Annotated in this window: 14 protein-coding genes and 2 tRNA genes; 10 read left to right on the top strand and 6 right to left on the bottom strand. The window is 59.3% G+C overall.

The genetic code is table 11. The features are described from left to right. Positions 1-117: 117 nt before the first annotated feature. Positions 118-771, bottom strand: coding sequence for a TetR family transcriptional regulator (locus tag HF027_RS09200; protein WP_168014962.1), 654 nt, complete (start codon positions 769-771; stop codon positions 118-120). 280 nt (positions 772-1051) lie between these two features. Here HF027_RS09200 and HF027_RS09195 point away from each other — a divergent pair, with 280 nt between their 5' ends. Then, complete coding sequence (locus HF027_RS09195; RefSeq protein ID WP_168014960.1) at positions 1052-2083, top strand: succinylglutamate desuccinylase/aspartoacylase family protein; 1032 nt, start codon at positions 1052-1054, stop codon at positions 2081-2083. 100 nt (positions 2084-2183) lie between these two features. Here HF027_RS09195 and dusA read toward each other — a convergent pair whose 3' ends face one another. Together dusA and HF027_RS09185 are read right to left on the bottom strand one after the other, a co-directional pair. Continuing rightward, positions 2184-3206, bottom strand: a complete 1023-nt coding sequence (dusA, locus tag HF027_RS09190; RefSeq protein ID WP_168014958.1) for a tRNA dihydrouridine(20/20a) synthase DusA — start codon at positions 3204-3206, stop codon at positions 2184-2186. Positions 3207-3679: 473 nt separating this feature from the next. Further along, complete coding sequence (locus HF027_RS09185) at positions 3680-4000, bottom strand: hypothetical protein (protein WP_168014956.1); 321 nt, start codon at positions 3998-4000, stop codon at positions 3680-3682. A gap of 748 nt (positions 4001-4748) precedes the next feature. Between HF027_RS09185 and HF027_RS09180 the strand changes: the two genes are divergently transcribed. Further along, complete coding sequence (locus tag HF027_RS09180; protein ID WP_168014954.1) at positions 4749-5258, top strand: hypothetical protein; 510 nt, start codon at positions 4749-4751, stop codon at positions 5256-5258. 353 nt (positions 5259-5611) lie between these two features. Beyond that, entirely contained in the window at positions 5612-6508 is an 897-nt protein-coding gene (locus HF027_RS09175; RefSeq protein ID WP_136253910.1) for a LysR family transcriptional regulator, read from the top strand. A 108-nt stretch (positions 6509-6616) separates the two neighbouring features. On the opposite strand, the gene HF027_RS09170 is transcribed toward HF027_RS09175, so the two are convergent. Next, a complete protein-coding gene (locus HF027_RS09170) occupies positions 6617-7357 on the bottom strand; it encodes an SDR family NAD(P)-dependent oxidoreductase (RefSeq protein WP_168014952.1) in 741 nt (246 codons plus the stop codon). A gap of 168 nt (positions 7358-7525) precedes the next feature. Here HF027_RS09170 and gltX point away from each other — a divergent pair, with 168 nt between their 5' ends. The 3 genes from gltX (at position 7526) to HF027_RS09155 (ending at position 9267) form a co-directional block, all read left to right on the top strand. Next, positions 7526-9004, top strand: a complete 1479-nt coding sequence (gene gltX, locus HF027_RS09165) for a glutamate--tRNA ligase (protein ID WP_168014950.1) — start codon at positions 7526-7528, stop codon at positions 9002-9004. Between the two features lie 79 nt (positions 9005-9083). Next, positions 9084-9159 (top strand) — tRNA-Ala (locus HF027_RS09160). Between the two features lie 32 nt (positions 9160-9191). Next, positions 9192-9267 (top strand) — tRNA-Glu (locus tag HF027_RS09155). A 745-nt stretch (positions 9268-10012) separates the two neighbouring features. Here the strand turns inward: HF027_RS09155 and HF027_RS09150 are convergent. Both HF027_RS09150 and gltA read right to left on the bottom strand, forming a co-directional pair. Next, complete coding sequence (locus tag HF027_RS09150) at positions 10013-10897, bottom strand: NAD(P)-dependent oxidoreductase (protein WP_168014948.1); 885 nt, start codon at positions 10895-10897, stop codon at positions 10013-10015. Positions 10898-11065: 168 nt separating this feature from the next. After that, positions 11066-12355 (bottom strand): citrate synthase, encoded by a 1290-nt coding sequence (gene gltA, locus HF027_RS09145; RefSeq protein ID WP_168014946.1) that lies wholly within the window; start codon positions 12353-12355, stop codon positions 11066-11068. 406 nt (positions 12356-12761) lie between these two features. On the opposite strand from gltA, the gene sdhC reads away from it, so the two are divergent. The 4 genes from sdhC to HF027_RS09125 are packed head-to-tail and all read left to right on the top strand — an operon-like array spanning position 12762 to position 15978. Further along, a complete protein-coding gene (gene sdhC, locus HF027_RS09140) occupies positions 12762-13139 on the top strand; it encodes a succinate dehydrogenase, cytochrome b556 subunit (protein ID WP_168014944.1) in 378 nt (125 codons plus the stop codon). After that, complete coding sequence (gene sdhD / locus HF027_RS09135; RefSeq protein WP_168014942.1) at positions 13133-13480, top strand: succinate dehydrogenase, hydrophobic membrane anchor protein; 348 nt, start codon at positions 13133-13135, stop codon at positions 13478-13480. Before sdhC ends, sdhD begins: the two co-directional genes overlap by 7 nt. A gap of 3 nt (positions 13481-13483) precedes the next feature. Further along, positions 13484-15256: a succinate dehydrogenase flavoprotein subunit gene (sdhA, locus tag HF027_RS09130; protein WP_168014940.1), complete on the top strand. Its 1773-nt coding sequence runs from the start codon at positions 13484-13486 to the stop codon at positions 15254-15256. A gap of 11 nt (positions 15257-15267) precedes the next feature. Continuing rightward, the gene (locus HF027_RS09125; protein WP_168014937.1) at positions 15268-15978 is read left to right on the top strand and encodes a succinate dehydrogenase iron-sulfur subunit; all 711 of its coding nucleotides are present in this window, start codon (positions 15268-15270) and stop codon (positions 15976-15978) included. The last annotated feature ends 92 nt before the right edge of the window (positions 15979-16070 follow it).

Genomic DNA, 16070 nt, shown 5'->3' with positions numbered 1-16070 from the left:
AAAGGGCTTAGCCGTTCTTCATGAACCGCCGTATACCGAACGGTACGTACGGTGGTGTGGGAGGGCGCCGGGGGGAACCCCGGCCCCTACCCGATAACAGAACGCGGTAGTGAGGGCTCAGGCGTGGCTGGCGGCCGGGTCTGGCGGGGTGAGGGGCGCATCACGTGACAGCAGGTCGAGCAGATTGTCGATGATCACTCGGCCACGCTCGGTGAGGGAGTATTCCTGTGGCGTGCGCAGCCAGTCATGAAGCATGCCACCGATGGTGTATTCCATCATCTGTGCGGCCCGGATGGCATCGATGTTGGGTGCGAGCTGTCCGGATTCCTCGGCTATCGTGAAGTGGCGCAGCATCGAGGCGTAGCAGTCCTGGGCCATCTTGTGCTGCATCTCGAGCGGGTTGATGTCGCTGAAGAACTCGCAGCGATGCAGGATGATCGAGAGGACGCGGCGATGGCGTGGCTGCTCGATGCGCGTCAGGGCATGGCGTAGCGTCAGGCGAATGGTGTCGAGGGGGGTGTGGCCCTGCTGGGGCGACTCGAGCTCGCGGGTCAGCTCCTCGAAGGGCATGTGCACCCGGTCGCTCATGGCGTGGAAGATGTCGGCCTTGTTCTTGAAATGCCAATAGACGGCGCCTCGGGTCATGCCCGCATGGCGGGCGATCTGCTCGAGGGTGGTGCGGGCGACGCCCTTCTCGAAGAAGATATCTTCGGCGGCATCCAGCAGTGCCTTGCGCGTCGCATCGGCGTCGGCTTTGGTCTTTCGGGCCATAAGGAAGGCAGGATTCTTGGTCACGGGTAAGGTAGGGATATTCTAGCGCAACGAGCACCTGCTTACATGCATGCATGTATAAACTTATGGTCGCATGCAGCGTGCGACAGGCTCGTCATGGCCGCCCTGAAGGCGTATAACGTCATGCATCAGGAAACACTGTTTTCAAAGATGCACTCGACCAGAATAGCGCGCGCATAATGCGCTGGATTCAGGCGGCCCAGATGGTTTGCGTTGGGCTGCCCTCGTTTGCCTCGATTACCCAAAGGAAGATATGCCTATGGCTCGTGCCCCCTTCGAACTCGCCGGTGTCAGAGTGGCGCCCGGTTCCCGTGCACAGATTGATGTGCCGGTCGCCAAGCTCTACACCCATGCACCGCTGCATATTCCTGTCGAGGTGGTGCATGGTCGCCAGCCCGGTCCTACGCTTCTGGTCTGCGGTGCCATCCATGGCGACGAGATCAACGGCGTCGAGATCGTGCGCCGACTGCTGCGTTCCAAGGGGCTGCAGGGTGTTCGAGGCACACTGATCGCGGTGCCTATCGTCAACGTCTTCGGTTTCGTTCAGCACACGCGTTACCTGCCGGACCGGCGTGATCTCAACCGCTGTTTCCCGGGGAGTGAGACTGGCTCGCTTGGGTCGCGAGTGGCGGCGTTGTTCCGCGAGGAGATCGTCGATCAGGCCACCCATATTATCGATCTGCACACAGGGGCTATCCATCGCACGAACCTGCCGCAGATACGCGCCCAGCTGACGCCGGATAGCGAAACCGAGGCCATCGCCATGGCCTTTGGTGTGCCGGTGATCCTCAACGCCGAATTGCGCGAGGGGAGTCTGCGCCACTATGCCCAGAACCGGGGTGTGCCGGTGCTGACCTACGAGGCCGGTGAGGCGTTGCGCTTCGATGAGTGGGCGATTGCGCCCGGCGTGCGCGGCGTGCGTCGCGTGATGCGCGCCATCGGCATGCTGGCAAGCGACCGTCGTCGTGCTAAGCCGCGTCCCGCTGAAGTCGCCAATGGTTCGAGCTGGGCGCGAGCGCCGATCGATGGCATCTTGCGGCCTAAAGTGCACCTGGGGACCCGCGTTGCCAAGGGTGAGGTGCTCGGCAAGGTTGCCGATCCGTTCGGCAATTCGGAAGAAGACGTGCGGGCACCGGCCGATGGCATTGTGATCGGCATGGGCAATCTACCGCTTGCCAATGAAGGGGAAGCGCTTTTTCATGTGGCGCGTTTCGATGCGATCGAGGAAGCCGAGAGCGCTGTCGAGACCTTTCAGTCTGACTATGACCCCGCTTCCGAAGGCATGTCCTAGCATCAGCCAGGCGTTACCCCCTTGCCAGGCTAGACGCTAGATCCCTCGACCCAGCAGCCCATGGTCTTTGCCCATGCCTGCTGGCGGCTTAGTGCTGATGTCAGGCTGGCTGGGCCAGGCGCTCTTCAGATACAAGCGAGAGCGCTTCGTCGAAGACCTCAAGGCCGGCCCCGTCGCGATGGGCGTTTTCCGAGAGGTGACGGCGGAAGCGGCGACCCCCCGGGCACCCTTGGAACAGCCCCAGCAGGTGGCGGGTAATATGATTGAGCTTGGCGCCCTCAGCGAGCCGTGCGGCGATGTAGGGCCTGAAGGCGCGGGCTGCGTCATGGCGGCTGGCGGCGGGTCCCTGTTGGCCATAAAGCGCCTCGTCGACGCCCGCCAGCAGCCACGGATTCTGGTAGGCCTCGCGTCCGATCATCACGCTGTCGACATGATCGAGATGGGCACGGCATTCGTCCAGTGTCTTGATACCGCCATTGACCCCGATGTGCAGCTCGGGACGCTGCTGCTTCAAGCGGTGTACGCGGCCATAGTTGAGGGGGGGCACGTCGCGGTTCTGCTTGGGCGACAGGCCTTCGAGCCAGGCCTTGCGAGCATGCAGGGTGAATACCTCACAGCCGGCGGCGGCGACCTCGTCGATGAAGCGCTCGAGATCTGCGTCCTCGTCCTGATCGTCGATCCCGATGCGGCACTTCACCGTCACCGGGATCGACACGGCCGCCTGCATCGCCTTGACCGCCGCGGCGACCTTGTCCGGATGCGCCATGAGGCAGGCCCCGATCAGGTTATTCTGCACCCTGTCGCTTGGGCAGCCGACGTTCAGGTTGACCTCGTCGTAGCCCCAGGTCTCGGCGATGGCTGCGCATTCGGCGAGCTCGCCCGAATCGCTTCCACCAAGCTGAAGCGCCAGGGGGTGCTCCACCTCGTCATAGCCAAGGAAACGCTCGCGGGGGCTGCCATAGAGTATCGCCCCGGTCGTCACCATCTCGGTATACAGCAGGGTGTGATGGCTAAGCGTTCGCGCGAACGCCCGATAATCGCGGGTCGTCCAATCCATCATGGGTGCCACCGAGAAGGTGCGATCCAGAGGTGTAGAGGGCGTCGCGTTGTCCAGATCAGTCATAACGGTCCAGGTTAGTCATCACGTTGCAGTGTTGTGGCGATCTTCTGCTGTCGATGCCACGCAGCATGATCGCGAGGGCTCGCCTTTGCTGAAGGGTCGGGCGTTTCGAGGCGATGCGGCGAGCACGTCATGAAGAGGGGCATATTCTCCCATACCTGCTTGCCAGGTGCATGCTTGGCTAGCGGATGGCTACGGCCAATTGCGGGACATCTGCGGGTCGGTGTCCTGGCGTGGCAAGGGGCATGGAGTGCACCTTTATAGCGCGAACTATCAAGCGCCGGTCATTTCACGACGATGGCTTCTAAAAAGCGCAATGCTGGCCAGCATCCAGGCAGCCTTAGCGGTGATGTCGCGTACACGGCTCTTGGATTGATGTAGGTTCAATGCCAAACGAAGACGGATGCGCTCTATTGTCAATAACCTAGCGGATTGCCTGCAGGCAATTGCCGCCTGACGTTTTAGTGCGAAACGTATTAAAGGCGCTCGATGTCTACCAGATGACCGATGATGGGGAACCCCGCCTTCTTGGCCGCCTCCTCTGCTTCCATCTGGGCTTCCAGACGAGAAATGCTGCTGGAGCGGTGCTCGAAGATGGTATCGAGTTCCAGGCGCTTGGTGCGCACGGCAAGCTTCACGAGGTGGCCTGTCTTGTAGGATTCAACCTGCTGCTTGGTGGGGCGCTGCGGCTTACTGGGTTGCTTTGCAGGGGTGGTGGCTTGATTGGCGGCCTGAGCCAAGCGCTTGGCTCTTTCTTTTTCGCTGTTATCTTGGAATGCATCGATTTCACGACGCATGCTTTCTTCAAAATCGCTTAAACTACTCATAATGTGCGTACGTTTCCCAGTGATATTTCATTCACCACTACATGGGGTTAGTGGTGTCTTGTTCATGATCTGTATATATCAAGACTCAAATGATGATAGCCAGGTATTAGTGGGCTTGGAGAGTGCTTGATTAATACGTTTAATATGTATTTTTATGACAGGTCTTTATGTTGCCGCTTAGATGATAAATCGATGTTAAGGATAACATTCGGTTTTTCTCTCGACCCTGCTTGATGGTTAATGTTGCCAACCAACGCTTGCTACCTCAGGGGGTGTCATCCTCCAGGGGCATGGGCCGACGATAGGGCGCTCAGGTGACAGTAGAAACATGCCCATATGTGTATCACACCATGAGTATCGTTAACTAGATGGGAATGCCATGCAGCATTGGCGCTAGCGCGAGGCAAGCGCTGCTCATCTAGGGCTACCAGACCAGGATGGCATGATGACTCATTGACGATACATGACCCTTGACTCTTTGGCTACTCCCTGCCGAGGCTCGACGAATGACTCCTGGCCCAGGGGCTGTAGGCGGGTATTTGCCACGCATATTTTGCTGTCATGTGACTTTAGGCATTCGCGATGATGGATACTAGGCGTCAGAATGTCTGAAAGGAAACGGTCGAAAGAGGCAGATATGCATGACGATGCCAGAAAGATGCTAAGGCGGCCGCCGCATTGGAAGGCTGGCGCCCTGAGTCTCGCATTAATGTGGGGGATGGCCGGTTGTGATCAGGGTTCGGCGCCGTCGGCCGGCGAGCAGCGAGAAGAGACAGCCCCCACGCAGGGTGAGACAGCTTCATCGGTGCAGGGCAATGTCACCACTGAAACAGAGAAGCCCGAGCCACTCACCGAGCCCGTCAGCATGACGGTGACGACGCAGTTGACGGAGTCTCGGCGCCTTGAGGTCATGGGGCAAACCAACCTGCCCGAAGAGACCCGTTTGGAGGTGTTGCTCGAGCGTCGTGCCAGTGGCGTCAATTGGCAAATTCGGACCCAGGTACGCGACGGAGGGTTCGTGGTAGGGCCGTTAGGCCCGGGGAGTGGCCTGGTGGGCGGGCGCTACGTGATTCGTGTCAGGATGCCGGTGGCTGATGTCCAGCCGATGGCGGTCAAAGCGCGTATTGGAGAGCGCGGCGAACACTTGACGGGGCCGCTGGTCACTCGCTCGCCTCATGGGCTGGGTAATATCGTCGAATATAGCAGCGACTACCTGTTCGACGGCTAGCAGCCTTGTTGGGCGGGGTGAATAGAGGGGGGGGGGAGGCGAGCCTGGTGCAATCGCCATGCGATAGGCACATACATGGGTTAGGCACTTACACGGGATAGGCGCATAAAAGAAATGCGCGCCGGTCTGGCCGGTCACGCAAAAAAAGAAATGCACTGAAGGCGACATCCAGGCGATGGCGGGATTGCCTTTGCCTGATGACGTTGTCGTTTCCAAGGTGGCGATTCTTCGCTGCCTTGGATACGCCCTTACAGTATAGGGATTCGGCCTTTGCGGAATAAGTGGGTACAATCGAAAACCAGTGTTTCCATTTTGGAAACGGGTGCTCATGAGTATTCTGTGGGGAGTCGAGGATGGCAGTACTCGATGCGCTTAGGGTCTTTGTCGAGGTGGTGCGGGCCGGCAGTTTTACCGCGGCCTCGCGCCGCCTGGGGATTTCCAAGTCCATGGCGTCCAAGCGAGTCGCGGCGCTGGAAGATGAACTGGGGGTCAACCTCCTGCATCGTTCGACCCGTTCGTTGCACCTTACCGAGGCGGGGCAGATTTATTACGAGCATGGTCTGCGGATACGCGAGGAGCTGGATGCCGCCGAAGCCCAGGTGCAATCGGTCACGGCGCGGCCGAGAGGACAGCTCAAGATCAGCGCTCAGGTCAGTTTTGGCTTCATGTACCTGGCAGCGCCCACCACTGCCTTCATGCGCCGCTATCCCGACGTGGCGGTCGAGATCCTGCTCGAGGACCAGCGCTTCGAACCCATTGATGATGCCGTCGATCTGGCGATCCGCATGGGCCCTCTGCCACCGTCGAGCCTTGTCTCGCGGCCGTTGTGCAAGGTGGTCTACGGTCTCTATGCAGCGCCCGAGTACCTGGCGAGAGTCGCCGACCCCATGCATCCCCGGGATATCCGCGATCACGACACCATCTTTTACGGCAATTACGATCTGGGGGCTCATTGGCGCTTCTCGCTCAACGGCCAGCCCCTGGACATCGAGCCCCAATCGCGCCTGGTGATCAATAACCTGCTGGGCGTGGTAGAGGCGGCCAAGGCCGGCTTCGGCCTGGCTTATCTGCCGACCTTCGCCGCCCGCTCGGCCGTCGCCGAAGGTCAGCTGGTGCCACTTCTGCAGCCTTACTGGAACGAGCATGGCAGCATGCTGGTGCTGTTTCGCTCGCGAAAGTACCTGCCGGACAAGACCCGCACTTACCTGGATTTCATCACTGACTGGTTCCGAGAACACCTGGACTTGTAGGTGCCGCGCTTGTGGTTGCCCATTGAGGAAGAGATTGAGCCAGGAACAGGACGACCACTTTTCTGGTCGCTCTTGAATTATTGGACAATCCACTCGCACCCCTCACTTTTACCAGGGAATCGGTTCACCGGCCCAATCCCAGAAGCTGCCGCTATCGGCGGGAGTACGGTCATTCATTACCTCAAGCAGATGCTCGGCGACGAAAGACGGCGTGAACAGCTTGCCGTCTGGCACCCTGGCCTGGAAAGGTTCAGACAGTGCGGTATCGGTGGTACCAGGATGTAGGTTGAGCAGAATAGCCTGCTTGTTGAGGCGCTTCAGCTCGACGCTAGCCCCCTTGAACAGCATATTGTGGGCCGCTTTGCTGGCGCGGTAGGCGTACCAGCCGCCTAGCCCGTTGTCGCCGATCGAGCCGACCCGTGCCGAGAGACTGGCGAAGATGGCCGGATGCTTGCCTTTAAGCGAGGGCGACAGCGTTTTCAGCAGCATTGCCGGGGTCGCCGCATTGACGTGAAAGAGGTGCTCGAGGGCCGCGAAGCTCAAATCGTCGAGCTTCTTCTCGGGCGCGATACCGCGCTTTTCGTCATGCAGGGTGCCGATGGCATTGAAGATCAGGTGGACCTTGGTGTCCTCGAGGTGAGCGGCCAGCGTCGCAAGGCCCTCGTCGGTGGTGATATCCAGCGCTAGCTGAGTAAGGCGCGGATCATCATGCTCAAGCGCCTGTCGCGAGGCGGCGAACACATGCCCGGGACGGTGGCTTGCCAGTAGTGCCTTTAGCATGGCACGGCCAATGCCGCCCCCGGCGCCGGTAATCACGGCAGTGAAGTCGTCGGGAAGATGTTTGAGCATGAGTGCGTCCTTGTCGTGGTTGATCAAGCAAGCCATGGAGGCGATGCATCACGTGTGCACAGGGGATTGGCTATGGACTCGGTGGGTCATAAATGATTCCCGGCTGATGGGGGGCGGGGGAGTGCGTATAATGCCCGCCAGGTTTCCACTTCACATGGATCGATCGACATGACCGTACGTACCCGTATCGCGCCGTCTCCGACTGGCGATCCCCACGTGGGCACTGCCTACATCGCGCTGTTCAATCTTTGCTTTGCCCGCGCACATGGCGGTCAGTTCATCCTGCGCATTGAGGATACCGATCGCGAACGTTCGACCGCCGAGTCAGAACAGATGATCCTCGACTCCCTGTGCTGGCTGGGGCTTGACTGGGACGAGGGCCCGGATGTCGGCGGCCCTCATGGCCCTTATCGTCAGAGCGAGCGCGGCGATATCTATGCCGAGTATGCTCGCAAGCTGCTCGATAGCGGACACGCCTTCAAGTGCTATCGCACCAGCGAGGAACTGGATGAGCTTCGCGAGTCACGCAAGGCGGCCGGCCAGCACATGGCCCTCAAGCCGGCCGACCTGGCGCTGCCGGCCGAGGAACAGGCACGGCGCGAAGCCGAGGGCTGGCCCTATGTCGTACGCATGCACGTACCCAGCGAAGGCACCTGCGTGGTCGAGGACATGCTGCGCGGCACGATTGAAGTCGAGTGGGCACAGGTCGATGCACAGATCCTGCTCAAGTCCGACGGCATGCCGACCTACCATCTGGCCAATGTGGTCGACGACCACCTGATGGGCATCACGCATGTGTTGCGCGGCGAGGAGTGGATCAATTCGGCACCCAAGCATCAGTTGCTCTATGAGTATTTCGGCTGGCCGATGCCGACCCTTTGTCACATGCCGCTGCTGCGTAACCCCGACAAGTCGAAGCTTTCCAAGCGCAAGAACCCGACCTCGATCAACTATTATCGTCGTATGGGCTTTTTGCCTCAGGCAGTGACCAACTATCTGGGACGCATGGGCTGGTCGATGCCCGACGAGCGTGAAAAATTCAGCCTCGACGAGATGATGGCGCATTTCGACGTCCACCGTGTGTCGTTGGGTGGTCCGGTCTTCGATCTGGAAAAACTGACCTGGCTCAACGGCGTCTATATTCGCGAAGACCTGGACGATACCGCCTTGCTACAGGCGCTGCGTGACTGGGCGTTCAATGAGGACTATGTTCGCCAGATTCTGCCCCAGGTGCGCCCACGGGTGGACACGCTATCTCAGGTGATGCCGCTGGCGGGCCATTTCTTCTCGGGCCTGCCCGCCATCAACGAGGCGAGCTTCTCGAGCGTCAAGATGGAGCGCGATGAGCTGGTCAAGATACTGCAGTTCCTGGTCTGGCGTCTCGAGGGAGTGACCCGCTGGGACAAGGAATCGCTGTTGGCCGAGGTCAAGCTGCTGGGCGAGCATTTTGAGCTCAAGATGAAAGCCTTCCTGGCGCCAGTGTTCATTGCGATTACCGGTTCGGCGACCTCGACCTCGGTCATGGATGCCATGGCGATCCTGGGCTCTGACATGACCCGCGCTCGTTTGCGTCATGCGATTGAGGTCTTGGGTGGTGTGTCGAAGAAACAGGCCAAGCGCCTCGAGAAAGAATTTCGCGAGCTGTAGGTCGGTTCGCTAAAATCATCTGAATGTCTTGACGAGGACGGGGTGTGTAAGTACTATACGCCTCGTTCTCGAGAGACACGGGGCCTTAGCTCAGCTGGGAGAGCGCAACACTGGCAGTGTTGAGGTCAGCGGTTCGATCCCGCTAGGCTCCACCAGTCTCGACAGGAACAAGAACGGGTTATGATGCGTCCCATTCGTCTAGTGGTCCAGGACACTGCCCTTTCACGGCAGTGACAGGGGTTCGAACCCCCTATGGGACGCCACCCGATTCTCCTACAGCAGTTGGCAGCATAAAAGATCAGACGCTTATAGCGTCTTTTTTTGTCGCTGTTATTCCGCTTGCTCCCTTCTTCTGCACTTGACCGACACCTCGCCGGTGTTTGCTGGTCACATCCTCCTCGCTGCACCCTTTGTTGGCGTTTTTCGACGATTTAGCCTTCTTGATGCTTGACATAGACGTCGAGTTGTCCACGTCCCCCTCGATGTGCCGATGCCTTGTGTATAATTCTTATGCTCGTCAACCCCGAGCATTACTTTTCTAATAAAATCATGTAAATCAAAGAGTTATAATTGGTCAAAAAGTGCTCAATTTGAGCGTAACCCCGCTGTCATGGTGGCTGCTGGCAGTTTTCTCAAGGTTTTGAACAGACTTATCCACAGAAAGTGTGGAAAACGCGGCAAGGCCCGGGTTCAGCCGGGTTGTCAGAGGTGGTGGCTGGCAAAAACCGTATTCGAGGAGCCGCTTCTTGGGCGTACAAGCTCGACAATTGGTACTTAAAGGCTTCTACAGAAGTTGTGCAGGATCGATCGAATGCTTCGAACCTGTCAGTCGTGCCTGGAGATATGCGAAGTGGGTGGCGATGTCGTGACGTCGCTTGTTCAGGTGGGAGCATCGATCGGATCAGGGGGAAGAAGGAGGGCGAATGCCGCAATGCGGCCCGAGCCTTATCGGGTCTTGGCATCGTTTGAGTGACGGGATGTGTCAGAACGCGGCTCTGACGCGTGACGTCAGTCGCGGCGCAGTCGCTTGAGCAGTGATGAGGTATCCCAGCGGCCGCCGCCCATTGTCTGGATGTCGCCGTAGAATTGATCGACCAGCGCGGTAACCGGCAGTTTGGCATCGAGCTCGCGAGCCTGGTCGAGGCAGATCGCCAGGTCCTTGCGCATCCAGTTCACGGCGAAGCCGTGGTCGTACTCATCGTCGATCATGGTCTTGTGGCGATTCTCCATCTGCCAGGAGCCGGCCGCGCCCTGGGATATCACCTCGATGACCTGCTCGCGGTCGAGTCCGGCCTGCTCGGCAAAATGCAGGCCTTCGGCGAGTCCCTGTACGAGACCGGCGATACAGATCTGATTGACCATTTTGGTCATCTGGCCGCTTCCAGCCGGGCCGAGCAGATTCAGTGCTCTGGCGTAGATGTCGAGCACTCGCTGGACGCGCTTGAAATCTCTTTCCTCACCGCCGCACATGATGGTTAGCGCCCCTTTCTCGGCACCCTGCTGGCCGCCTGACACCGGGGCATCGATAAAGGCGGCGCCCTGCGCTTGGCAGGCTTCGTCGAGTTCGCGGGCCAGGTTGGCCGAGGCGGTGGTGTGGTCGACCAGCACCGCCCCTTGGTGCATGCCGTGCAGGGCGCCATCCTCTCTCAGCGTGACCTGGCGCACGTCGTCATCGTTGCCCACGCATACCAGTATCAGATCGGCCCCCTCGGCGGCTTGTCGGGGTGTGGCGTGGTGACTTCCTGAGTATTCCTTTGTCCAGGCCTCGGCTTTGGTCGCGGTGCGGTTGTAGACGCGCACTGTGTAGCCTTGCTTGGCCAGGTGGCCGGCCATGGGATAGCCCATGACGCCAAGGCCAATGAAGCTGATGGTCTGAATGGCAGTATCACTCATGTGGATCTCCTATGGATTGAGGGCGCCGCACCTGCTTCGACACCCCGGTTCGACGACCCGGCTCGGCAGCTTGTCTCGACGAACAGAAGCGGCATACGCCGGCAGGTAGCTATAAAAAAGAGGCCGCCCATGGGCGACCTCTTTGATTGACGGCATGACCCTTCCGGCTTACTCGGTAGGGTAGTCGCGCTTTTCGTAGCCAGTGTAGAGCTGGCGCGGGCGGCCGATCTTATAGTCGCCACTGCTGATCATCTCGTTCCAGTGAGAGATCCAGCCGATGGTGCGTGATACGGCGAAGATCACGGTGAACATATTGGCCGGGATGCCGATCGCCTTGAGGATGATCCCTGAATAGAAGTCGACGTTCGGGTAGAGCTTACGCTCGATGAAGTATTCGTCTTCCAGGGCGATTTGCTCGAGGCGCTTGGCAATCTTGAGTTGTGGGTCGTCGGCCATGCCCAGCTCGCCCAGCACCTGATCGCAGGTTTCCTTCATGACCTTGGCCCGCGGGTCGAAGTTACGGTAGACCCGGTGACCAAAGCCCATCAGCTTGAAGGGGTCGTTCTTGTCCTTGGCGCGATCGATGAAGGCCTGGATGTTGTCCTCGGATTCATCGCCGATCTCATCGAGCATGTTGAGCACGGCTTCGTTGGCCCCGCCGTGGGCTGGTCCCCAGAGGGCGGCGATGCCGGCACTGATGCAGGCGTACGGATTGGCGCCAGTAGAGCCGGTCAGGCGAACGGTGGAGGTCGAGGCATTCTGCTCATGGTCGGCATGCAGCATGAAGATGCGATCCATGGCCTTGGCGAATACCGGATTGATCTCGTAGGTCTCGCAGGGGTTGCCGAACATCATGTACAGGAAGTTCTCGGCGTAGCTCAGGTCGTTACGCGGATACATGAAAGGCTGGCCGATGTTGTACTTGTGGCACATGGCGGCCAGCGTTGGCATCTTGGCGACCAGGCGGATCGCGCTGATGCGGCGATCTTCCTCGCGGGTGATATCCATGTGATCGTGATAGAAGGCGGCGAGTCCGCCTACCACGCCGCACATGATCGCCATGGGGTGAGCGTCGCGACGAAAGCCCTTGAAGAAGTTGGCCAGCTGCTCGTGAACCATGGTGTGGCTGCGCACGGTGCGCTCGAACTCCTGGTACTGCTCCTCCGTCGGCAGTTCGCCGAAGAGCAGTAAGTAGGAGAGCTCTGGGAAATCCGAGTGGTCCGCCAGCTGGTCGATCGGGTAGCCACGGTGCAGCAAGACACCATTAGCGCCGTCGATGTAGGTGATGGCTGACTGAGTGGCGGCGGTCACCATGAAGCCTGGGTCGTAAGTGAACAAGCCAGCCTCACTGAGCTTGCGCACGTCGACCACGTCGGGGCCAGTGGTGCCGGAGTAGACCGGCAGCTCGATGGCATCGTCCAGACCATCTATTGTCAACTGTGCTTTTCTGTCAGCCATGCTAGGCTCCTTATTGTCTGGTATCTGGCGTAAGTCCTTGACTCGCTTGAAGTGAAGGCGAAAAAAAAGTTAGCCCACTATAGAAGCGATCCCAGGATTGTCAATTCGCCTTTGGGCTGGCCGCCTTGTGCATTCTTGTAGCTTATGTAATAGCTTTGTATAATTAATGGTGCTTTGCATCATTGTGCGCCTTTCCCGGTATGGGTCAAGGCGTAACTGTTGGGGGTCTCGGATGTCGCAATTTGTCATGTTTGCGCCCAGTCCTTATAATCCATCTCGCGCGACCGGCCTACAGCTATGGTCGTGGCGACTTGGCAGACGGCCGAGCCCTTCCTCAAAACCACCGCCCGCTCGGGCTTTAGTCCCGACGCACCCCACAGCGGGCCAAGAGAGTGTGTAAAGAGCCGTGAATAGCAAACGACCCGTAAATCTCGATCTCAGCACGATCAATTTCCCTCTCCCGGCACTAACGTCGATCACTCACCGCATCACAGGCATTATTCTTTTCATCGGCCTGATCTTCGCCTTCTGGGCGCTGGATACGTCGTTGTCTTCCCCGCAGGGATTTGATGCTGTCAGTAATGCGATTGCCCACAACTTCCTGGCAAAGCTTATCACTTGGGGCCTGCTGTCTGCCCTGGCCTTTCATTTTGTGGCGGGCATCAAGCACCTGTTGATGGATGCCGATATCGGCGTGACCCTTGAGGGTGGTATCAAGAAAGCACAGATCACCGTGGTGATCAGTGCCGTTCTGGTGATTCTGGCAGGAGTCTGGGTATGGTAACCAACATTACGAACTTCGGTCGCAGCGGTCTATCTGATTGGCTGATCCAGCGCGCCTCGGCCGTCATTCTGGCGCTTTACACGCTTTTCATCGTCGGTTATCTGCTGCTGCACCCGAACCTGGACTACGCCACCTGGAGCGGTCTTTTCGGCGCGACCTGGATGCGCATCTTCTCGCTGCTGGCCTTCATTTCGATGGCAGCCCACGCCTGGATCGGCCTGTGGACTGTCACGACCGACTACATCAAGCCGACCGGCATTCGTATTAGCGCCCAGGCCGTCATCATCCTGGCGATCTTTGTTTTTCTGGTGTGGGGCGTACAAGTCCTGTGGGGAGCCTGATAAATGTCTAACATGCGTAGCCTGACCTTTGACGCAATCATCATCGGTGGCGGCGGTTCCGGCCTGCGTGCCGCCCTAGAGCTTGCGAAGTCCGGCAAGAAGACGGCGGTACTCTCCAAGGTCTTCCCAACTCGCTCGCACACGGTGTCGGCTCAGGGGGGGATTACCTGCGCGATCGCCTCCGCCGACCCGAACGACGACTGGCGCTGGCACATGTATGACACCGTCAAGGGCGGTGATTACATTGCCGACCAGGATGCGGCGGAATACATGTGTTCCGAAGGGCCCAAGGCGGTGTTCGAACTCGAGCACATGGGCCTGCCGTTCTCGCGTTTCGACAACGGCCGTATCTACCAGCGCCCGTTCGGTGGTCAGTCCAAGGACTTCGGCAAGGGTGGTCAGGCGGCTCGTACCTGTGCGGCAGCTGACCGTACCGGCCATGCGCTGCTACACACGCTTTATCAGAACAACCTGAAGAACAACACCACCTTCCTTAACGAGTGGTATGCGGTTGATCTGGTCAAGAATGCCGATGGCGACGTGGTGGGGTGTATCGCCATGTGCATCGAGACCGGCGAAGTGGTACATGTCAAATCCAAGGCCACGGTGCTTGCCACCGGTGGCGCCGGCCGCATCTATGCCTCTACCACCAATGCCCTGATCAATACCGGCGACGGTATCGGCATGGCTCTGCGCGCGGGCTTCCCGATGCAGGACATGGAGATGTGGCAGTTCCACCCGACCGGCATCTATGGTGCTGGGACCCTGGTCACCGAGGGTTGTCGCGGCGAGGGTGGTTATCTGGTCAACAAGGATGGCGAGCGCTTCATGGAGCGTTATGCGCCCAACGCCAAGGACCTGGCCGGTCGCGACGTGGTCGCCCGCTCCATGGTCATGGAGATTCTCGAGGGTCGGGGCTGCGGCGAGAACGGCGATCACGTCATGCTGAAGCTCGATCACCTGGGTGAAGAGGTGCTCGGCAAGCGCCTGCCGGGCATCGTCGAGCTGTCCAAGACCTTTGCCCACGTCGATCCGGCCAAGGAACCGATCCCAGTCGTGCCGACCTGCCACTACATGATGGGGGGTATTCCGACCAACGTGCACGGCCAGGCGGTCATGCAGGACGAAGAGGGCAACGACCAGATCGTCAACGGCCTGTTTGCCTGTGGCGAAGCGGCCTGTGTGTCGGTTCACGGTGCCAACCGCCTGGGGGGCAACTCGCTGCTCGACCTGGTGGTGTTTGGTCGCGCCGCCGGCATGTATATCGAAAGTGCCCTGAACGAAGGCATCGAGTATCTGGATGCCACCCAGTCCGACATCGATGCGGCCATGACGCGCCTCAACCGCTGGAATGAGTCCAATGGCGGTGAGTCCGTGCCGGCCCTCAAGGCCGAGCTGCAGGACATCATGCAGAGTGCCTTCGGGGTCTTCCGTCAGGAAGACAACATGCAGGAAGGCGTTAAGAAGCTCGCCGAATTGCGTGAGCGTATCAGTAACGCTCACCTGGGCGACAAGTCGAATGCCTTCAACACCGCGCGTGTCGAAGCCCTGGAACTCGACAATCTGATGGAAGTGGCCGAGGCCACAGCGGTCTCCGCGCTGGAGCGTAAGGAAAGCCGTGGTGCGCACTCCCGTTACGACTATCCGGATCGTGACGATGTCAATTGGCTGAAGCACTCCGTGTTTTTCCCGGCAACCAAGACGCTGGGCAAGCGCGACGTCAACTTCTCGCCGAAGACCGTCGACACCTTCGAGCCTAAAGTCCGTACCTATTAAGGGGGTCCACGATGTCCATGCTTCAGGTATCCGTCTACCGCTACAACCCGGAAACCGACTCCGCGCCCTACATGCAGGAGTTTCAGGTGGACACTCAGGGCCGCGATGTAATGGTTCTGAATGTCCTGGCCATGATCAAGGAGCAGGACAGCTCCATGGCCTACCGTCGCAGCTGCCGTGAAGGGGTCTGTGGCTCCGACGGCATGAACATGAACGGCAAGAACGGCCTGGCCTGCATCACGCCGCTGTCCGAAGTGGTCAAGGGGGGCAAGTTGACGCTACGTCCGCTGCCTGGCCTGCCGGTCATCCGTGACCTGGTTGTCGATATGGCGCTGTTCTACAAGCAGTACGAGCGCATTCAGCCGTATCTGCAGAATGATAATCCGGAGCCTGCTATCGAGCGTCTCCAGTCGCCGGAAGATCGCGACAAGCTTGACGGCCTGTACGAGTGCATCCTGTGCGCCTGTTGTTCGACGGCCTGCCCGTCGTTCTGGTGGAACCCGGAAAAGTTCGTCGGTCCGGCCGGTCTGCTGCAGTCCTACCGCTTCCTGGCCGACTCGCGTGACGAGAAGACCAGTGAACGCCTCGCCGAGCTTGAGGATCCGTTCAGCGTCTTCCGCTGCCGCGGGATCATGAACTGCGTGGCGGTTTGCCCCAAGGGACTCAACCCGACACGGGCGATTGGCAAGATCCGCGAGATGCTGCTGGCGAATGCTACTTAAATCGTCGCGCTCGACTTGCTATCATGGATTCCCATATCAGGATGTGGCGTTTTGTCACACCTGAGCCGGCCCCGTCCCCAAGAGCCGGTGCC

Source organism: Halomonas salinarum (genome assembly GCF_012062845.1).
GTDB classification, from domain to species: Bacteria; Pseudomonadota; Gammaproteobacteria; order Pseudomonadales; family Halomonadaceae; genus Onishia; species Onishia salinarum.
This window is presented reverse-complemented; position numbering and strand designations above follow the sequence as displayed.